This is a genomic window from Jezberella sp. (assembly GCF_964834465.1).
This window is the reverse complement of the sequence record NZ_CBAZRM010000010.1, coordinates 14,036-33,694: the sequence shown is the minus strand read 5'-3', so window position 1 is coordinate 33,694 and position 19,659 is coordinate 14,036. Positions and strand designations below refer to the sequence as shown.

General features: G+C 54.8%; 18 protein-coding genes and 1 pseudogene. 6 read left to right on the top strand and 13 right to left on the bottom strand.

Going from position 1 to position 19,659, the window contains the following annotated elements; genetic code table 11:
• Positions 1 to 183: 183 nt before the first annotated feature.
• Positions 184 to 354 carry a hypothetical protein gene (locus AC1W8Y_RS09170; RefSeq protein WP_482014174.1) on the top strand — a complete coding sequence of 57 codons (171 nt, stop codon included), beginning with the start codon at positions 184 to 186 and terminating at the stop codon, positions 352 to 354.
• 29 nt (positions 355 to 383) lie between these two features.
• On the opposite strand, the gene AC1W8Y_RS09165 is transcribed toward AC1W8Y_RS09170, so the two are convergent.
• From AC1W8Y_RS09165 to AC1W8Y_RS09155, 3 genes are all read right to left on the bottom strand, one after another.
• Entirely contained in the window at positions 384 to 629 is a 246-nt protein-coding gene (locus AC1W8Y_RS09165; protein ID WP_482014173.1) for a hypothetical protein, read from the bottom strand.
• A gap of 123 nt (positions 630 to 752) precedes the next feature.
• Positions 753 to 2,993, bottom strand: coding sequence for a CHASE domain-containing protein (locus AC1W8Y_RS09160; RefSeq protein WP_482014172.1), 2,241 nt, complete (start codon positions 2,991 to 2,993; stop codon positions 753 to 755).
• A gap of 159 nt (positions 2,994 to 3,152) precedes the next feature.
• Positions 3,153 to 4,550, bottom strand: coding sequence for a carbohydrate porin (locus AC1W8Y_RS09155; RefSeq protein WP_482014171.1), 1,398 nt, complete (start codon positions 4,548 to 4,550; stop codon positions 3,153 to 3,155).
• Between the two features lie 446 nt (positions 4,551 to 4,996).
• Here AC1W8Y_RS09155 and AC1W8Y_RS09150 point away from each other — a divergent pair, with 446 nt between their 5' ends.
• Positions 4,997 to 5,350, top strand: coding sequence for a hypothetical protein (locus AC1W8Y_RS09150; protein ID WP_482014170.1), 354 nt, complete (start codon positions 4,997 to 4,999; stop codon positions 5,348 to 5,350).
• Here the strand turns inward: AC1W8Y_RS09150 and AC1W8Y_RS09145 are convergent.
• The 4 genes and pseudogenes from AC1W8Y_RS09145 to AC1W8Y_RS09130 form a co-directional block, all read right to left on the bottom strand.
• A pseudogene (locus AC1W8Y_RS09145) lies at positions 5,328 to 5,522 on the bottom strand (tautomerase family protein); the annotation flags it as partial. The gene AC1W8Y_RS09150 and the pseudogene AC1W8Y_RS09145 overlap by 23 nt on opposite strands.
• 50 nt (positions 5,523 to 5,572) lie before the next feature.
• Positions 5,573 to 5,989: a MarR family winged helix-turn-helix transcriptional regulator gene (locus tag AC1W8Y_RS09140; protein WP_482014169.1), complete on the bottom strand. Its 417-nt coding sequence runs from the start codon at positions 5,987 to 5,989 to the stop codon at positions 5,573 to 5,575.
• 558 nt (positions 5,990 to 6,547) lie between these two features.
• On the bottom strand, positions 6,548 to 7,843 hold the full coding sequence (locus AC1W8Y_RS09135; protein ID WP_482014168.1) for a HipA domain-containing protein: 1,296 nt from the start codon (positions 7,841 to 7,843) through the stop codon (positions 6,548 to 6,550).
• Entirely contained in the window at positions 7,833 to 8,093 is a 261-nt protein-coding gene (locus AC1W8Y_RS09130; protein ID WP_482014167.1) for a helix-turn-helix transcriptional regulator, read from the bottom strand. Before AC1W8Y_RS09130 ends, AC1W8Y_RS09135 begins: the two co-directional genes overlap by 11 nt.
• A 304-nt stretch (positions 8,094 to 8,397) precedes the next feature.
• Here AC1W8Y_RS09130 and AC1W8Y_RS09125 point away from each other — a divergent pair, with 304 nt between their 5' ends.
• The gene (locus AC1W8Y_RS09125; protein ID WP_090539654.1) at positions 8,398 to 8,610 is read left to right on the top strand and encodes a helix-turn-helix transcriptional regulator; all 213 of its coding nucleotides are present in this window, start codon (positions 8,398 to 8,400) and stop codon (positions 8,608 to 8,610) included.
• 319 nt (positions 8,611 to 8,929) lie between these two features.
• Here the strand turns inward: AC1W8Y_RS09125 and AC1W8Y_RS09120 are convergent, their stop codons facing one another.
• The 6 genes from AC1W8Y_RS09120 to AC1W8Y_RS09095 are packed head-to-tail and all read right to left on the bottom strand — an operon-like array spanning position 8,930 to position 17,327.
• Positions 8,930 to 10,087 carry an AbiJ-related protein gene (locus tag AC1W8Y_RS09120; RefSeq protein WP_482014166.1) on the bottom strand — a complete coding sequence of 386 codons (1,158 nt, stop codon included), beginning with the start codon at positions 10,085 to 10,087 and terminating at the stop codon, positions 8,930 to 8,932.
• 8 nt (positions 10,088 to 10,095) lie between these two features.
• On the bottom strand, positions 10,096 to 10,605 hold the full coding sequence (locus AC1W8Y_RS09115) for a hypothetical protein (RefSeq protein ID WP_482014165.1): 510 nt from the start codon (positions 10,603 to 10,605) through the stop codon (positions 10,096 to 10,098).
• 22 nt (positions 10,606 to 10,627) lie between these two features.
• On the bottom strand, positions 10,628 to 11,791 hold the full coding sequence (locus tag AC1W8Y_RS09110; RefSeq protein WP_482014164.1) for a Wadjet anti-phage system protein JetD domain-containing protein: 1,164 nt from the start codon (positions 11,789 to 11,791) through the stop codon (positions 10,628 to 10,630).
• Entirely contained in the window at positions 11,778 to 15,152 is a 3,375-nt protein-coding gene (locus AC1W8Y_RS09105; protein WP_482014163.1) for an ATP-binding protein, read from the bottom strand. The genes AC1W8Y_RS09110 and AC1W8Y_RS09105 overlap by 14 nt, the downstream gene beginning before the upstream one ends.
• On the bottom strand, positions 15,149 to 15,856 hold the full coding sequence (locus AC1W8Y_RS09100; RefSeq protein ID WP_482014162.1) for a DUF4194 domain-containing protein: 708 nt from the start codon (positions 15,854 to 15,856) through the stop codon (positions 15,149 to 15,151). The genes AC1W8Y_RS09105 and AC1W8Y_RS09100 overlap by 4 nt, the downstream gene beginning before the upstream one ends.
• A complete protein-coding gene (locus AC1W8Y_RS09095; protein ID WP_482014161.1) occupies positions 15,843 to 17,327 on the bottom strand; it encodes a DUF3375 domain-containing protein in 1,485 nt (494 codons plus the stop codon). The genes AC1W8Y_RS09100 and AC1W8Y_RS09095 overlap by 14 nt, the downstream gene beginning before the upstream one ends.
• Positions 17,328 to 17,460: 133 nt before the next feature.
• Here AC1W8Y_RS09095 and AC1W8Y_RS09090 point away from each other — a divergent pair, with 133 nt between their 5' ends.
• From AC1W8Y_RS09090 to AC1W8Y_RS09080, 3 genes are read left to right on the top strand one after another with little or no spacing between them, the layout of a single operon-like run.
• Complete coding sequence (locus AC1W8Y_RS09090) at positions 17,461 to 18,399, top strand: WYL domain-containing protein (RefSeq protein ID WP_482014278.1); 939 nt, start codon at positions 17,461 to 17,463, stop codon at positions 18,397 to 18,399.
• On the top strand, positions 18,392 to 19,003 hold the full coding sequence (locus AC1W8Y_RS09085; protein WP_482014160.1) for a DUF1819 family protein: 612 nt from the start codon (positions 18,392 to 18,394) through the stop codon (positions 19,001 to 19,003). The genes AC1W8Y_RS09090 and AC1W8Y_RS09085 overlap by 8 nt, the downstream gene beginning before the upstream one ends.
• On the top strand, positions 19,000 to 19,656 hold the full coding sequence (locus AC1W8Y_RS09080; protein WP_482014159.1) for a DUF1788 domain-containing protein: 657 nt from the start codon (positions 19,000 to 19,002) through the stop codon (positions 19,654 to 19,656). Before AC1W8Y_RS09085 ends, AC1W8Y_RS09080 begins: the two co-directional genes overlap by 4 nt.
• The last annotated feature ends 3 nt before the right edge of the window (positions 19,657 to 19,659 follow it).

The following is a 19,659-nucleotide window of genomic DNA, read 5'->3' as shown; positions in this document are numbered from 1 at the left end:
CCATCAGAATCTTAAAGATAAATGATATTGAGCACAATCATTTCTGCGCTGATGGCTACAACGCGGCCTTGATGGAACCATGTTTTCTGAGTGTGGTTTGGTGCGTCAGCGCACAGACACAAGCCCCACGGTAAACGATGCTCAACGCTGGCAAGTCTCGTTTCACTCACCTCAGGACACATCATGACCCTCGAAAAAGCGCCTACTTATATTTTTAATACGCACGTTGAAGCTGAAGAGGCGATTCGCCTGTTAGGCCGTGCTGGGTTCGACATGAAGAAGTTGTCATTGGTCGGCAAAGGCTACCATAGCGAGGAGCACCCCATTGGCTTCTATACCTGTTCAGTCAAATAGGCATCACCTAATTGGTTGGCTTAATCAGCTTATTTCATTGCTGGCGCAGCGGAAGCAGCTTTCTTGCAGGCAGCGTCACTGTGCTCACCAGCTTGCAAAGAATGGCCTTGCGCAACCGCTGCATGGAAGCCAGCTTGTTTCGCATCACCCGCTGCACTCTGCTTGGCTGCTTCTTTGTGCGCCACGGCAGCAGCGTCATGATGTTCAGCTGCTTTGGCGTGGTTTTGCTGCGCAGTGGCAGTGGCGGCAATGGCTGGTTTTTGTTCAATAGTCATGTGTTTCTCCTGAGACGATGAAAAGAGAGGCCTCCCTTCATGTAAGTCAATAATGACCGACAAGCCACTGTAGGACTTACTTCGATGGGTGTAAGTCTGCTAGCGCACATAAAAGCGCTTTTTTTATCTCGATGCGGCAGGGTTGCGATCAGACGTTCTTTTTAATCGACTCGTCACGATGGTTTCTATAACTTCTTTGGTAAACGGTTTGGTCAGAAAATCATCCATGCCTGCGGCCAAACAGACTTCACGGTCTTCGTTGGTAATGTTGGCGGTGACAGCAATAATTTGCACGCGGTTTTTTGGGTAGGGTAAGGCGCGTATCAGTCGCGTGGCATCTAAGCCGTTCATCTCTGGCATTTGCATATCCATAAACACAAGCGCGTAATCGTTCGCCTTCACCATGTCTACCGCTTCACGCCCGTCAACGGCGACGTCTGCCAGATAGCCGAGTTTGTCTAACATGGTGGTGACCACTAAACGGTTGATCGGATTATCTTCAGCTACCAGAATTTTCGCTGCGCTATAGTCTTCGGTCGATCCACCCATTTGCGATCGTGCCTCATGAGCGGACGACGTTTTGCTGTGGTTCGTCGCGCCTGCTTCATTGACAAGACGTGTCAAGGGGATGGTCAGCGTGAATTGACTGCCTTGACCCACCTCGCTGGTATAGGTAATGGTCGCGAACATCTGCTCTGCCAACAGCTTGCAAATTGACAGGCCTAAACCACTCCCGCCGTACTTGCGGGCAGTGCTGATATTGGCTTGCTCGAACATGTTGAACAGTCTTGGTCGGGCTGCTTCTTCAATGCCAATACCTGTATCAGTCACAATGAATTGCAGGGTTGCATCAGACTCAGACTGGTTTGCGACTCGAACCGTGAGATCAACACTGCCGGTTTCGGTAAATTTGATTGCGTTGCCTAGCAGGTTAAGCAAGATCTGACGTAACCGGCCACCATCGCCCAGATAGCATCCCATGGATTCATGCGTCACCGTCTGCGTGAACGAAAGATTTTTTTCGTGAGCCCGCGGGACAAGAATATCGATCACGCCCTGCGTCAGTTCGAGCAAATCAAAGGGCTGTTGTTCGATTCTTAATCGCCCAGCCTCGAGCTTTGAGTAATCTAAGATGTCATTGATTACCGTCAGCAGTGCAGTCGCAGACACTTTGACAGTTTCGGTAAAGCGTCGTTGTTCATCGTTGAGTGGCGTTTCAAGCAATAAGCTTGTCATCCCGATCACCCCACTCATGGGCAGGCGAATTTCATGACTCATCGTGGCAAGGAAACGGGATTTTGCGAAAGCAGCTTGTTCAGCGGCCAGTTTTTCGGCAATGGCCTGGCGACCAACCAACATCTGCCGTAGGTAGGCAAGCACAAGCGCGGTGATGAGCAAACTTGCCAGCAAGATGAGCCAGCTCTCCCAATCGGTTATGCCCGGCTCAGACTCAATCACCACCGCCAGCCAATGACGGCCGGCCACCTCTAGGCGTCTCTCAATCCGTTTACCTGCTGGCAAATCAGCCGCAGAATCGATGTTGGCCTGTTTCGGATAGAGCAGATGTTCTCCTTCTTTTGCGTCGAGATCGAAGACCGATAAGGCCACCCCATTTCGCTTCTTTGCCTGCGAGGGATCATCCAGTCTTTCGATCAAATCTTGCATTTGAAACACACCCAGCACAAAGCCGAGCAGCTTGTCCTCGGACGGATCTTCCACGGTTTTGAGTGCACTGTATACCGGACGAAACACTAAAAATCCGAATTGATCGGTGGTTTCCTGAACCAACTTGACCCGGCTAGTCGCGACCAGTTGACCCGTTTTTTTCGAGTTGACGAGCGCCATCCAGCGTGCTTCATCCGAACCAAGATCGAATCCTATGGCTTTTTCGTTACCCAGGTAGGGTTCAACGTAATAGACTGGGTAGTACTCATGCCGTGCACGCGCAACAATCATTTCACCCTGGCCGTTGCGCTCTTTGAGTTGAAACATCGGTGCGCCGTCTGAGTGAGCGGCTAACTCAAAATGCTCACGCTGTTTGTCGGTAACCAGCGGTATCCATTCAAAGGCTTGAATCGCTGGATTACGCTGTATCAGGGGTTTAACGAGTCGACTGAAAGTGGCACGATCGATGTTGGGCGTGCTATCAAAAAATGCGCTCACAGCGACAAGATTATCAAGCGTTAATCGGATATTGGTGCTGAGAATGTCGAGCTGCTGCTCAGCAACTCTCTCGAAATGCGCCTGCTCTTTTTCGGCTTCGGTGTGCCGCACCAATAAAAAAGTGGAAATTGATAAAACCACGCCCGCGACGCCGACGATGACGAATAACATCGTGTCTTTGAAGAATCTCCAGAGCTTCATGTCTGAGCAGGCAATTACACGTAGTCACGATGTCCGCATTGTAATCTCAATGTGATGAAAAAATCTCATTGAGATTAAATAAATCTTAGTAATAAAGTCAGCTCACACAGCGGGTCATCGCCGACACTGCCCTAGCTCTGACCACCAAGGTTCAAGCGACTAAAAACTGGTGTGGACTCTAAACCCGAAGATATTGACCGGCCCGCGAGCTGTGTTGTAGCCCGGGTTGGTGATGTGTTGATAATCGAGCCCGAACGATAAATAGTCAGTGGCCGTGAAGTTGTAGTAGACCTCGAGTATTTGCTCTGGGCCATAACTCAAGGCGCCGTCACCGATCAGCACCCCTAGACCGCCCAGCGCGAAATATTGCTGAGCATCTTTAGAGATCGCGTTAACCGTCCCAGCGATGCCAAGCGTGTCGTCAGGGCGGTTCCATAGAGTGCCCTTAATCGACAAGCCGGCGCTCAGTGACTGATTGATATCGGTAAATTCAAAAGTCTCTTGCGCCCCTGAATTTTGACTCGCTCGAACGAACATCCCCACCGTTGGCGTGATTTCTTGTTCAAAATTCAGGGCAATGCCGGGTCTCCATCCCATTTGTCTGACGAGAGCTGTATCGGGGGTGCCGCCAGTTTGCTGCGCCTGCGCGACGGCATCGGCATAGCGACCCATGTTGCCTCGGTTAACAAAGCCCAGCACCTTGAACTTGCCTTTGTGTCCCCAGAGCTCGTGTCGCGCTTCAAATTCTGTGACCAGTTCGTATTGTTTGAACCCTATGTCGATTTGCGTGCTGTTTGGGATGACCGATAAGTCAAAAAAGCCACCGCGCAGCGTCCACCAATCTTGGCTCCATTCGATCGCTGCGCCATACGTGTACCCCCAAGCGTCAGCAGCATAGTCAAATGCGCCGGCGTCAATCCCCGCCCAATTGAGGAAGTCTGATCGAGGATCGTGCGCATAGCTGTTGGTGTCGAAGATATCTACCACCGAGAATTTACCGGCGGTAATCACCAGGTTGTTTGACGTAATTGCCTTGGCAAACTGATTGGGTTGATTTTCAAGATTGATGGTCTCGCCGCCCAGGTTAAAGGTCTGACGGATAAAGGCTCGCGAGGTTCTGTAGTACGGGTCGGCGCTGCCGATCTTATAAGCCGCACCGCTGGGAAACCCAGCCATCCCTAAGGTTCCTGCTAAACCGAAGCCCTGCTCGATTTCTGGATTGAAATATGCTTCTGCGCCCGTCCATAGTTTTGCCCCTAAAAACAAGCTGCCGTCGAAGGTACCAGCGCTGTCGCTATAGCCGGGTAGGCTGTTCGCGCCAGAGTAGGGCGCATTGAACGCACTGTAGGCTTGGGTAATGGACGTCATTTGTCCGTGGATGCTGAAGCGCTCATCAATCCAGGTCAATGCGCTGTCAAGGCTGCGTTGCCGCTGTTCTAGCGTTTCACTCGTCGGTTCAATGGAAGCCGGTTGCTGTGCCCAAGCGACCCCTGATAGCGTGTAAGCCAGTAGCAGTGACGTGAAAACAGAACCGATAAATTTGAGGGGATATTTCATGGGCATTCCCAAGTAACTGCTACAGGCAATGCCTTGACCAGACAAACAGCACATTTTTATTAAAAGTAGGGCAAATCTTGCCGAGGTCGATCTTATAGCTGAAATATGACAGAAATAAAACAATCGTAGTGCGTTGGCTCTTATTCAATTATTCAAACCAGCCAACAAAATGAATGCCTATAACGTTTTTCTGTCGATACAGAGCGAGTGAGTCATCTGCAATCCCCTTTGCACGGGATTAAACAATCATTAACTATTCTCAATTGGCGGAATCTTGTCATTTATTCTGGGGTATGTTCTTCGCAAATATTTAACTTTTTTTAACTGTTTAAGTGTGAGCGTGTGACCTCGCCATTGAGGAATAGATCGCTTGACGCTGTTTTTTGGCGTGACCCCGCATAGACAGCTCATGATGTTGAATCCACTATTAGAAGAGAGCGAGACAAATGAACATACGGATGAGAACGATCAGAAATCTGGCCGTGTTGGCCCTGATTGCACTGATCACAGGTTGTGCTGGGCCCAGAACCTCAGACGACGCAGCGGCTAAAAATGCTCTTGCAAATGGAGACTTCAAATCTTTTGCGATGAAGTATAAAAATAGCAAAAATGAGCCTACCTACAATAAAGATGACTTGCTCGATTTGCTCGAGGCAGGTAAAGCTTTCCACGATGCAGGTATGTGGGCCGACAGTCAGACTGCCTTTGACTTAGCCGAACAAAAAATGATGTGGAAAGAAGACACCATTAACACCCCAGAGGGCTACGTTACCCAAAGCTGTTCTTGCCTTGTTCACTGAGAAGATGACCGCCGACTAACCAGCAGTCGTGATCTACGTAATCAATGGCAATTGCGGTGACTTCTTTTTTCTTGCCCAATACACGATGGGTCAGATCAAGCAAAAGTTCATTGATCTGTTTTGTAGTTTCGATGGACTTTTTTCCGCTGACTTTTACGTTCAAAATGGGCATATCATTCTCCAAAATGTTAGCTATGCAACTATTAGTTTAAAAAAAGAGGGCTATCTCAGGGCTGAGCTAATGCCTCTCAACTTACCAACAACATCATCGAACTCGTTTGAGCCCAATAATCTCTTCAGTTTCTTTGTGACCTCACCACTTGCCGCATTCAAATCATTTTTCAGCTCTTTTGCTTTGGTGGTGGGGTAAATCTGAATTTCTCTTGCGTCCTGTTCGGAAGCCCGTCTTTCGATCAGTCCAAGTTTGGCCAAACCATCAAGCCCCCTTGAGGCCGTAGGCTTCGTAATGTTCATCTCTTTGGCCAGCTCATTTTGGTAGGACTGGGGTTTGTCTAAAATCACTCGCAGCATAAATGCTTGAGAGGGTGTCAGACCAAAAGGTTTGAATGCTTTTACCCACTCGCGTTCCAACTGACGAGCTAAAGATGTTGTATTGAAGTAGAGGCATTGTTCGAACATGTTTTTATTATATTGAAAAATAGTTAGCTATGCAACTAATTTAAGCGTTGACGAGAAATTTTGATTGCCTACCAATGCCACACAAAAACTCGCTCGATCAGTCCGCAAGTAACCCATTGATTTTAAAGAGTTTATAAAAAACCACTCGCGGACTTCGACCCATATCACTGGTACAGACTCCCAGAGACTATCCGCCCCCAGAGACAAAACCCTCTCTTTTAACACCCCGAACCCCCGTCTCCACAGTCCGCAACACTCCCCACAGACCCGCATGAACCCAAAGCTGTAGGCAAAAAAATACCAACCCCGAAGGGTTGGTATGTGCGGTACTGGTGGTGGGGTGGAACCCCGCACCAAACGACTATTGAAAGTACGCAATCGAAGCGCTGCGGGCTGCTGCGAACCAGTGCGAACTCCATCGAAAAGCCTGCCGGATTGTAGACCTGCAAGCGGGTTTTCTAGCTGGGCTGGTCGCCGGGAACGGGCATCAAACCCGTCTGCGTTCCAGTGCCAGTTCAAATCCCAAACCCGGAATCGAACCCGCGTCCGCATGGTGGTTCAAACGGAGGGCTCGGCGGCTGCGTCATTGTCGGCGGCGGGGTCGGTGAGCCGCCGAATCGTCAGGGCACAGCGTTGTTCAATCAAGGTATTGATTTGCTCAACCACGACATTGCCAGCAAAACGGTGTCCGGGGTCAGACTGGAGCTTGCGCGCCGTCACTGGCAGTAACTTTGCCAATTCCAGAATGCGCCGTTTGGCCTGCGCCTTGGTAAAGCCCACGCCTTCGGCGAACTGCTCCCAGTGCCGCGCCTGCACTTCGCTGAACTTGTACTTGCTGCCGATTTTCATCGCCATCTTCTGCGTCAGGGTTGGATACACCGCCGTCGACAGCGTGTCGTAGAACGGTGCCAGAACGGGGGCCTTGCCTGAGTACAGCAGCGAGAAATTCTTGGCATGCGCATCATGATTGCCAATCAGCGCATTGAAGATCACGTAGTCGAGCAGTCGCAGTACCTGTGGCGCACTGGGGCGCGTCGAACTGCGTACCAGATCAAAACACTGCGCCAGATCCGGGCCACCTTCATTCTGGTATTTCATTTCCGGCACCACGCCCAGTGCTTGGCAAAAGTCCTCTTGATGAAGCCGTTGCCGGTGCCCCTGGGCATCGATCAGTCGATCGTAGCGCTCAACCAGTAGAAAGGAGCGATCCAATACTTTGTGAACTTTTGACTTTGCCGGTTTGAGCTGCATGGCCTCAGCCAGTGCCATGCAAAATCCTTCGTTGATCACGCTGTCTTCAACAGCGTGGATGGCAGGTTTCAGGATGTGCGAGCTCGGCGTGCCATTGAGAGGCAGCCCGAGGCGCGCACCATCGAAAACCACTGGCAACTTGTCTTGGGCACCCGCCAAGGAAAGCCGCAAGCCGTCTTTGCCTGCCAGCATAGGGCGACGCGGCAATTCATCCAGGATGGCAACGACTTCGTCGTCGCTCAGCCATTGAACGTCATCGGTGCGGGTCGACACAGGCAAAGCCTGCCCCGGCTCAAGGAACGTCACGGCTCCGGCGCATTCGCCACCGATGTGGTCCAGTAGCGCAAAGTCATTCTGGCCAGACACCTGAAACTGCTGCGCAATCAGGCGGCGCATCTGCCCTTCCGGTAGAAGACCTGCAAAGAAGGGACGCGTTTTGCGATCATCGAACGGCTCTGCTTGCAGGGGCAGCGAGGCGGACAAGGCAACGGCGTCTTTGTGTGACAGCCAACTGGGTGCGTAGCAAAAGTTTAGCCGCCCATCGACCAGCGCCAACGTGCCGACACGATCTGCGAAAAGCCAGACTTCCAGCTCATGTGCCATGGCCGTCATCCTCTCGTTGATCGTCGGAAGCAGCAGATGGCAATCCACTCAACTGGACTTCACCGCCCAGGGCATCAATGACCCGCAGCACGTTTTCTAGCCGCAAGGTGGGCTTGCCTGCTTCAAGGTCGACAATGAAGCGCACACCCACCCCAGCCGCCAGCGCCAACTGGGGCTGGGTCAGCCCGAGCTGCTTGCGAGCGGCACGCAGTGCATCGCCGAGTTGTTGAGGTGATCGAATGGATGTCATGGTTTGCTCAGTTTCCCGTTCGGGAAATTATCGGGCACAACCGGACTAAGTGCAAGGGATATTTCCCGATCGGGAATGTTCGGTGTGCTCAGGGCATGATTCGGCCATTTGTTTCCCGATCGGGAAATAATGAACCACTCTCAATTCCAAATTGACACCCATTTACACCCAATGTGGCGCGGTTTTCAGAACTGCGCCACGATCTTCTCTTGGCGGCGAATGGGTCAGCGCCACATATCGCTTGGCTCACGCGCGGAACAGCGCCTTCATGGACTCCTGCCAACTCATTCGGAAGGAGACCAAAATGGAAGTCGTTCACCTCAATCAGAAACAACTGGCCGCGCGCTGGCATCTCAGCGAGGCCTGCCTTGAGCGCTGGCGCAGCGAAGGCATCGGGCCGAAATTCATGAAGCTGAAGGGGCGCGTGCTGTATAGGCAGGTCGACATCGAAGCCTACGAGGAATCGTGCTTGGCGACGTCGACCAAGACATCAACGGCTCAAGCCAGTGCTGGCTGATGTGTTCCGTTTTGTCGGCAGTTATTGATAAGCACCGACGTTTTGCAACATGAAGTGGCTCGCGGCGGCCGTCATGGGGCACATTGAAAGTCCGCAGTCCACAAGCGCGGACTGATCAAGCGGGTTGTTCAAAATCAACAACCTACCGTCAGCCCGTGCGGACTATTTCGAACTCCTGCGGGTTCCTGCGGAAAGAATCGAACGATTTCTGGGTATGGGTGGGGTGGAACCCTGCGCCAAACCTCAGTAACTCAGCGCCTTACAACCGCTTCTAACTCCTGCGGAAAGGTGCGGAATCCAGCCCTTGATGCCCGCTATCCTACCAGTTCCGACTGCCCGTTGGCATCAACCGTGTGCAGGTAACCGGCCGCCAGTTCGATTCCCATTCACGGAATTGAACCCGCGTCCGCAAATCCGGATCAGTTGGTATGGTTTCACTCAGCCGAACCGGCTCCGGGAAGGACCGCGTGCTTCCGAAGTAAGCGCCGAAAGAATGCTTCGATCCGTTCAGCTGACCCGTGGCCGGTGAGCTCGTTGGCCCCAAAACGATAGACCTCGTACCAGGCGAGCCGTAGGTCACGATCGGCCGCCACCATGTCCGCGTACCTGGCGAGGGATGGCTTCCCGTCTTCGGCGAAGTGCTGTGATCCGTCAACCTCGACGACCACACGGCCTGGATGACGATCTCAGGCTTCGGCCCCGTTGACGCGAAGATCAAATTCTTGGGCGCGCCAGATACGCCACCACTGATTCGACACACCGCGAACGCCGAATATCCTGAGATGCTCCCCGATGGCCTTAGTTGGAAGCCGTCCGCCTTGAAGGGAGCATTCAGTGTCTCAACGAGCTGCGTCTGCTCCTTTCCTCTTCGGGCATTCGGAGAGACGACCGCCTCAAGCAACTTGAAGAACAGTTGTCGGGAACTGCTTAGTGCACCCACCATCTCGAGCAATTCAGCATTGGACCAGTCTTCATTGTTCACGCAGTGCCGTATGACGGACTCCACCAAGTTTGCCTCGATGCCCACGCCACGCATTTCCGACAATGGCCAGATCTTGGCCAATTGTTCGACAAGCGGGAGTTCGCCGAAGAGATTCACGTCGTTCAGCTGCTTGAGGATTGAGCACCGCGTGAGTTCAGTGACTGTCTGACCGTCGCTCGACTCGTCCAACAGTCGGAGAAATTCGCTCAGCGAAAAACTGACGTGATCCTGCTCAACCTGGCGTGCGAGCAGGAGAAGCTGATCGTTGCTCAGTCCTTGGAGACGGCTTCGCACGTACACGCGCTTGCTGGAGTGCGCTTCGCTACCTGTCCCGGTCGCCAATCCGAGCCGCTCGCATTCCGCCGGCAAGTCATACGCCTTTACTGAATGAAGGGTGGCGGCGATCAGTTCGATCAAATCAGGCCTTTTGCCCTTGAGCAGTGGGCTTCCATCTCGTGGTGTGCTGCTAGGTAAGTTGTGCGACATCGAATCCATTTTCCTGATCAGTCACTGGCCCACAGCCGGTCGTCATCTTGGGTTGTGGCCCAGAAGTCATCGAACAGCGCCAGCTTGGCTTCGTCCTTGGTTGCGTAGGTCTTGGTGCTAAACCGGCTGCCGATCCGGTAGCCCCACCGCTTGAACTTGTTCATGTGGACGCCGAGGTTGTGCCCATCAACATTCAGAAAACTATTTCCCTTGGAGGACACCCGCCATTTGCGCTGCAGCCATCGGGTTCGGCGTGCTGCTCGGTTGCGCAACTTGGCTTCACGCCGTTTCGGCCCCTCGTGGTCGTCGCTCATCTTTTCGGCGCAGACGCACCCGACGTCGAAGCTCTCGTCCAGATCGGGATGCTCCATGATGTGGACGTAGCGGATCTTCTCGTTGCCGCACATTTGGCAGGTCGCGTAGTCGGTCTCGTCTGCTGACTCGCCATCGGCCCTCAGGTCGACCACGTCAACGCAGTGCCATCCCTTGTGGGGCACACCCGGCTGGTCCCATCGATTTCCACTCACGACTGACCTCCCTGATCCTGGATCATCGAATACTTGCCTGTATGGCATTCCACGCCACATCCCAGCGTATCCGCTCCTGTTCGAGGCGGACTTGTTGGTCCCAGGCATTTCCTTTAATCGACTGGTAGAGCTTTTGTTCGGTATTGGTGAGTAGTGGGAGCTCTGTGGAAGAGTGCTGGTCTTTCTCTTCGACCCATAAATCGCGATGACTCATCAGCGTAGACTCGTCCATAAGCACAGTCTTCAGGCTTGGGATGTATGTTCTGGCTCGATTAAGAATGGCAAAGCCATGCGTATCAATGTCACCCCAGTAGATACATTGCGCCTGTTGTAGCCATGGAAGCTGTCCCAAAACGTCAACCGCGTAACCCAGTCGCATGATCACAACCGCCCCTGGCAGATCATCAAAGGCCAGGCCAGTTTGAAGGTTCTCAACAACGAAGACATTCTTTGGTCGTATACCAATTCTCGCGACCTCATCACAAGGCGCAGAGATATCGCCAAGACCGCCAAAACGGGCTCTTAGATCCGGGTCTAGAACGCGCATACGCATTAACTGCGGCTGTGCCCTCAAGCCGCAGCGCCAGAAGAAGTCGCGCTCTCCTGTTGGGTCACCCTGGAGCGTTGCAATCAAGTCAGAGATGATGCCCTTTCTAGAATCCAGCCATTTGCTGTCGGCACCGGCAACCGGAATTTGTCGTGGGTAGAGATTCGATTTCGGATTGCGACTGATCCAATCCAGCATCTCTGCCAGTCGACGGAAATCGGCATCGCTGTAGTCAGCGAGGACATCAAAATATCTCGGCAACTGCTGCGCAAGCACCGGCCAGCGAGCAGTGAGCGTCTGATACCGAGACAGGGAACGAACCCACCGTGCGGATGCACCGATCCACATGGCAACATCTTCAGGGCCTCGTAACGCCAGTTTCTCTGGCAGTCGCTGGACGCCAAGCGCTTTCCACCGACGCTCACACCAGGACAGGGTGCCGACTCCTTGCCAGCCTTGCCATGCGCTCACCCAAGCGCGAACGCCGTCGACTTGCCTCAGCGCAGCCTGCTCCGTCGGTATGCCGAGGGGAACTTCCAGCGGCCACTGGCTCTCGCCCGGATCACCGATCAACCACTCGCGGTGCTTGCTTTGAAAGCGACGGGCGAGAAACTGCCGAACATCTTCAGGAAGCTTCAACGCCAGCCTCCTCTCGTGCGTGCTCTGGCAGCTTCAACCGCTGACGATCACCGTCGTACTCGATCAGCAGGATGCCTGACACGCGCCGATTGCTGATATCCACGAAGCAAGCGCCACCGATGAATGGTTCGAGGGTCATGACGGACTTCAGCGGCGTAGCGACCACCATCTGGAATCCGAAATTGGTAAAGATGTTCATCGCCAAAGCGGTGAACTCGTTATCCGCCTTGTCGAAGGCCTCATCCAGAACGACGGGCGCATACATCGGCACGCCGTGGTCGTTCCCGCCCAGTTGGTATCGCAGGGCTGCGGCCAAGCACGTGGTGGCCAGCTTCTGCCGTTGGCCGCCGGACTTGCCTGCTCCGCTGCGGTAGATCTCGACCTCGACGCCGCTTTCATCGATCTCCCGCCCGATGAACTCGACATGCTGTCGAACATCGAGCACAGTCTCACGCCAGCGCTTTTGCTCGGGGTCCTGACTGGCGAGTCGATCAACAAGTCGTCGCAAGGCCAGGAACCGCGCCTCGGCAAACTCTCGATCCTCCGTCCATGCATGGCTCAGTGCCTGCTGGATCTCCTGCTTGAACTCCTTGACGTCGACAAGCTGCCGATCACTGGCGTCGATGTGGAGATAGGTGCGTTGATTGGCGCTCTGGTTGAAGGGCACCTGACCAAGACTGTCGTTGACCAGATCCATCCGTTCCAGGATCGCCTTACGCGCATCGTTCAGGTAGGTGGAAAGCGCCGCCAGGTTCTGGTGACTTTGGTTCTGCAGCAACTCAAAGAACCGCTGCTCATAGGCGGGCAGACCATCCGTCTCCAGCCGAACCAGCTTGGCGAAGAAGTCTGGCGCGCTGGCAAGGCTCGTGTCCATGTCGCCCGCGTCCATCGGCCATTGCCGTTTGAAATCGGCAAAGCGTGCTTCTATTTCCTTCTCGCAATCGGCGATTTCATCTTTGATCTCACTGATTTCTGTGTTGAGTCCTCTCTCAACAGCTGTTGTTACCTTGTCGAGGCTTTCGAGCCTGATCACGTCTGACTGCTTGGTGAATCGTTCGTCGAGCCCCTTGATCTGGTGGGGGGTCAATGAAACTCTGGAAGCATCTTGAAGGAGGGATTCGAGTTTTTGCGTGCTGTCTTTGATCTGCTTGAGAACTGAGTCATGCGCGACCTTGGCTTCGCGGAGATCCTTGTCAGCCTGCTCAACCAGGTCCTTTTGCTTGTCGATCCGTTGGCTGATTTGCAGTAGGGCTGTATTGCCTTCCCGCGCTTCGCGGATCTGCCGTTCAATGGTGGAGATGCGATCCAGTAATGGGAGCACATCTATTTCCTGCCACTGGAGATTCACCAGAGTCTGGCACTGCATCGCTCGGGTCGCACGATTCTTGTCTTGGTCGGAGAGTTTGTCGATCTCCACGCCGAGGCGAGAAATGGTGTCAGCCAGCTCCTGCGCCTGAGCTTGAAAGAGCCCGAGCTTCTCCCGGTTATCGAATCCGAGCACCCAGTTTCGTCGGTCGCCGACACTTCTACGGTCGTCTTTTTCGTGCCGGGTTTTGCTGTGCTTGACCTGGCCTTCACGGGTGATGGCGCGATCTGCGCTCCTGAAGGACTGAATAGAGTCGACGCACGCATAATCGAAGCGTTGCCGTAGTTCGGCCTGGAGCCAATCGGCATACGTCCCATCCTTGACGTTCAGCTTGAGGACGAGCGAATTGGCCCCGATGGGCTTGGCCTGCCACGTCTCCGGTCGGCCAGTCCGGTAATACACCAAGCGCTGCCCAAGGTGGGTGGTGTTGATGTGATTGGCCAATGCTGAATACTGGCGCTCGTCTACCAGGAGTGAGAGCGCAAACCCGTGCAGTACGCGCTCAATGGCCCCCTGCCACTCGGCCTCGTCAGACTTCACCTCGACGAGTTCGCCAACAAAGGGAAGTGCCGACTCCGAGATCTCGATGGCGGCGGCGATGTCTCGACGCATTTCCAGCATGTCCGCCGGAATGTTCGATGGCTGTCGTTGGAGTGCCTGCACCTCTTTCAATGCTTGCGAAAACGCGGTCTCGGCATCCTTCTTTTCTCTGTCCAGGCGGAACTGCTCGGCGCGGCTATCGTTGCTGCGCTGCTCCCAGTTTTCGACCTCCTGCCGCGCGCTGCCCAACAGTTCAGCGAAAGCTTGAGGCGAATCCGGGAGACTCCAGCCCAGCTTCTTGCACGCCTCTTCGGCCTGACTGCGTTTGCGCAGGCGATCTGTGCGCTGGCCCTCCAGCCCCAATTTCTCGGCTTCCCATTGCTCGATCTGATCACCGCCTGCTTCACGGTGCTGTCGCTCCAGATCGCGCAAGGTCGTGGTGTGGTTATCCAGGGTGCTTTGACGTCGACTCACTTCGCCTTCAGTGCCACTGGCTTGCACCTGCAGGGATTGGACATGCTGCTTGAGGAGATCAATGCGGCGGGTCTCCCGGTAGCCGTCCACGCCCAACCGAAGCTCATCCAAGCTATTGCGCTGCAGCATCAGCGAGTCCCTGCGCAGGTGCTGATCCCGCGCTGGCGCGAGCGTTTGAACCTGCTCGCGGGCCGTGACGACTGCCTGGTGGGCCGCATTGAGCTCGCCAAATTCACTGACCAAGCGATCCGCTACCTCGAAGGTCTCGGGCTTGTCGAGCATGAAGTCGCGCAGGAAGGTATTGAGGTCGCCGAGGTTTTTAGTCGACTGGGTTTTATGCAGCAAACGCAGCGCCATTTCGCTCTCGATGCCGAGCAGACGGCAGAACCGTTCGCAATAGGGACGAAATTCGTCGCGGGCGAATGCCTCCGGGAAGGACTGCTTGAGCTTGCGGATGTCGAAGTTGGATTGGCCGAAGTCCTCGAGCTCGCGCAGGTCAAAGGCCCGCTCCATGACAAGGTAGTGGCGTTTGACGTCGGTGCTGCCGTTCGCATTGCCCCGCAGCCAGAACACCTGAACCAACACCACAGACTGGCCCAAGGCGTTCTGGTAGCTCAGTGCCAAGGCTGACCACGTTGTCCCCGAGCGCAGGTAGCGCGTTGCGATCTCACCCGACTCCCCATCCTTCTGTTCTGCCCACGCACCACGTATGTAGGTGACGAGGTTCCGGTCTCGGCCACTGCGGTCTGCCTCACGCGCAGCAGCGTTGAAATCGATCCAGCGAGGTGGCGTCAGCAACGCCGAAAATGCATCGAGCAGCGTCGACTTCCCTGCGCCGGATCGACCCACAAACAGAAAGCCTCGCTCGCTGATTGGTACGTCGTGCAGGTCGGAGAAAGTACCCCAGTTGTAAACCTGCAGGCGGGTCATCCGGAACTGCTCGCGGGCAAACAAGGAGGCGGTTTGGGGTTCCGAGATCATTGGCCAGCCTCCTCATCAGCTTCAGTCTGAACCAGCTGCGCTGGCGTTTCTCCGGCAGCCATTCGCTGATACAGGTGCGTCAGCGCTTGTATTTCCTCTGCCGAGAAGAGGAGCTTCAGCGTCGGCGAAATCTCGAAGCGATCCTCACTCGAGCGAATTTTCTGAAGAATGCTGTGCTTCTTGATCTTCTCGATGGAGGCATGAACCCGTTTCACGAACCCTGCACGGTCGGTGTTGGCGGCGCGCTCATAGAGGGATAGAAACTCCGTGATCTCATCTGTCGACACCACGGCACGATCCCCCTGCGAGTCCGCCTGGGTCAATCGCTGGCGAAGGTGGAGCAACAGAATGGAGTCAATGAACGTCAGTTGGGCGCGACGCAGCAGCAGGGGCACTTCAAGGTCGCCGGTATCTGCCTGACGCGTGAAGGCCACTTGCACATCCCGATCGATGACCAGTTCGAGAAACAGTTCGGCAAGACGCCGACGGATCACCGCTTCGTCTCGCGCCAAGATCGGCCAGAGTTTTGGATGCCGACGTCCGTCGAGCGATGGCCCTGCCAGCAGTTGTACTAATGCGCGCCGGGTATCCAGTGGCAACTCGCCGCTGTCACCCATGAAGAGGGTGTTGGTAGGTGCTTGAGCAGCATCTGGCGCTTGTGCTTCGGCTGGTATTGCCGATTCGTCGTTCTCAGACCAGTTCATTGGCCCGCTCCCTCAAAAAGAAGATCTTTGGAATTCGGGCGCTACGACGCTGCTCGTCGCCTCCAACCCAGCCTACGGTTTCACTGTGGTCGGCTTTGAACCCATGCCGACTGCCCAACGCCAGCAGGCCGACGACGCTGCCCAGCCCCTGTGCAGCGGGGAACTGCTCCAGCACGTCGGCAATGGATGCCTGGGAGCGTTGCTCCAGGACAGCCAGCACGTTGGCCTTCAGTGTTCGGAAGTCGATCTCGGACTGTGCGACCAGTTCGCTCACAGACTCAAGGTCGATTGGCGGCGCATCCCCTTCTGCCATCTGCCCGGGCAATGCTTGTAGGGATGGGTCGTGCAGCACCCATTGAGACAATGAGCGCAAACGACTGCTCGTTAGCTCAAGCGTGTATTGGAGGGTTTCTGTGGCCCTGACCTCGTTCTTCAGGGCCAGTGCTGCGCGCTGGGCGTCTTTCAGCAGGTGATTGAGTCGGCGCTGCTCGAGGTATTCACGACTCTGGACGAAGTGCTTCAGGCTGCGCGCGAAGGTCTGGAGCACCTCGTGAACCATGCCGCCCTGCTCAAGAAGGGTGCGCGTTAGACGCAGAAGGAACCGTCGCTCCTTGGCTTCGAGTTGCCCCACGAACTCCCGCGACATGACGCTATCAAGTGCCTGATCAAGCGTGGCCGCCTGTTCTGGGTCCGTGAGCAAACGCCAGAAAGCGGAGAAAGTCCTTCCTGCGTCGCTCTCTGAAATCAGGTCGATTCCGGCGAACAGCGAATCCAGCACATCTCCACGATTGCCATCGTTGTCCATGATGCGTTCACGGAGATCTCGATTGAGCTGGTCGAACTGATCGCGGACACGGCGGAAATCACCGGCCAGATCGTCGGCCAGCGTGATGATCTCCCGCGTGCGCTCGAGCGCCGTTGTTTGGGGCAGCACGCGCATCTGCCCCTTCTGGATGGCATCAATCTCCTTATCGATGCGGGCTTGCTCGGCCATGAGCCGGTCGATGCGGCGGAATTTGTCAGTGTCGGTGTCCTCGGCAAGTCGGGCCAATGCCTCAATGACGAGCGTCAGGCGACTTTCGGTCGCGGCGGAGTGCGGCTGTGCCAGTCCAGATACGAACCGAATGGCTTCGACAGCCGCCGTGGAGAGTTCATATTCTTCTTCTGAAGCCCCAGCCGGGAAGCTTCGCTCCAGGAACCCATCGGCGAGCCAGCTAGCGACATACGCCTGTGCCGTTTGGGGAAAGTCTTCGCCTTGGGCGCGCAGTTCCTCCAGATCCCTTGCAATGCGTTCGTGAAAAATGGAGGCAGGGAGGCTTCGCTCGCTCTCATACAGATGAGATTGAAGCAGGCCAATGACGGTAGGCCCGGTAGTCGAGGCAAGCAGACGCCACAGCGGCTGCGCCCGCATGCGCCGGTAGGTCGCGATGGCTTTGTCTGCTTTCACTCCCATGCTCCAAAGTGCGGGCATTGCCTGTCATGTGGTAATCACAATGCAACGCATACAAGAATCAAAAACATTGCATTGCCACATTCTAGAGCAGCTTATATACTTCACGCAACAACCCGTACAAGCATTCGTTAATCCGATAGAGCACTCAGGAATGCCCAAAGACAAACTTGCAGAATTGACCCAGCCTCAGCGCGATCGGCTCGCGTTCATTGAGCTGCGTGTGCGCTTCGTGGGGGAGATCCGTAGGCAGGACTTGGTTGGGCGGTTTGGCATCCAGTCCGCAGCGGCAACCCGGGATTTGGCGCTCTATAAGGAGTTGTCTCCGGGCAACATCGACTACGACCCCAAAGGCAAGGCTTACGTCCTGGGACCGGACTTCCGGCCCGTGTTCGACTATCCCCCGGAACGGGTGCTGTCTTGGCTGACTCAGGGCTTTGGTGACGGCGAGCCGATGCGGCTCAAGGCGTGGGTGGTCAGCGAGAGCCCCTCACGGCTTACACACCCGGATCTGGATGTGTTGGCGAGCGTGACCCGGGCTATCCATCAGGGGTGTCCGCTCCGCGTTGAGTACTACTCCATATCTAGTGGCTGTACTGAGCGGGTGATCGTCCCCTTTGCGTTAATCGACAACGGGCTGCGTTGGCACGTGCGCGCGTTCGACCGGAAGTCTCAGGAGTTCCGAGACTTCGTCGTCACCCGGATAAAGCATCCAAAGGTTCTTAGGAGCGATAAGCCCGAGCCCCATGAACTCAGCGACCAGGACATTCAATGGACCAGAATCGTCGAACTAGAGCTGGTACCACATCCTGATCGACCCAGGCCGGAGATAACCGAGATGGACTACGGCATGCTAGACGGTTCGATTCGGATGCGTGTTCGGGCTGCTGTCGCTGGCTACATGTTGTTGCACTGGGGTGTGGATGCCTCGCCCGACCACAGTATGCAAGGCCATGAGTATCGGCTCTGGCTGAGGGACCACTTGGCTCTATACGGGGTGAAAAACGCATTACTTGCCCCTGGCTACGTAGCCCCAGAAAAGCTGCCTACTAGCACCAGATATGGCCCTGATGGGGGATTGAGTGATGGTTGATCGCTACCGCCTATCGTTCACAACTGGAGGGCTGTTCTTGCAGGAGGCTCCCGTCATCGTCGAGCGCTATCTCGCGCTGCGTAACTGGTCGCAAACTCGCGATCAAGTGCGCAATGACAACTTGCTTCAGGTGAGAACTGCTGCGGCTGCTCTTAGGATCAGTAAAGAATTAATTTCGCGGTTGGAGCTGCTCGAATCGGATGAGCTTGAGGAATTAGTCAATGGTAATGCCCGTGATCGCGGCTACCTGCTCTGGGTTGCAGCGTGTCGCCGCTACGCCATCATCCATGATTTCGCTATTGAAGTGCTGCGCGAGCACTATCTCCTGATGCGTCGCCAACTCTCTTTTGGGGATTACGACGCGTTTTACAACGCAAAGGCACTTTGGCACGCCGAGCTGGACGAGATCGCTAAGTCTACGCAGTACAAGCTTCGGCAAAATCTGTTCCGGATGCTACGAGATGCCGGTTTAATTTCGGATCAACAGCACATTCAGGCCGCCATGCTCAGTCCTCGGCTTGCGCAGTTATTGGCTCGTCGTGGGCGCGATGATCTGTTGGTCTTCCCCGCTACTGACAACGAAATACAAAGGTGGCTGACATGAGCCAGAAAATCAGCCAGCAGCCGCTGTCTGCTCGTTTTGAACACTTGGTCAGTGTGATCAGCAGTCAACGCTTCCTTGAAATGCGCGGATTGAACAATGATTTGCCGTTCTACATCTGCGAGTTCAAGGCCGCCGAGGCCTTCGAGATGCAGCGTATGCAAGGCCGGCTGATAAATACCCTTGCAAGCCTTTCAGTCGAATGCTTGGGCGGGCGTGGCATCAAGGTCCTGGAAATCAACCTCTACGATTTGTGCATCGAACTACTCAAAGCTCGCGAAGGCAGTAGTCCCGATAGCAGTTTGTGGGATGAGATCCTTGCAATTGAAAGCGAAGTTGAGAAAGACAGTCTTCTTGAACTACTCCAAAACGTGCTGGGTATTGAGGATTATCTGATTCCAGCAATTGGCGAACGTCTGGGGCAGGCGGAGTTCGACGTGCTTTTCTTGTCGGGCATAGGTGAAGTATTTCCTCACATTCGCTCGCACAACGTACTCAACAATTTGCAGAGTACGGCCAAAGACAAGCCAACGGTGATGTTCTTTCCCGGTGAGTACCGCCACTCGCTTGAGCAAGGCGCATCGCTAGAGCTTTTTGGTTTGTTGCACGACGACAAGTATTACCGCGCATTCAACATCTTTGAAACACAGGTTTGAGGG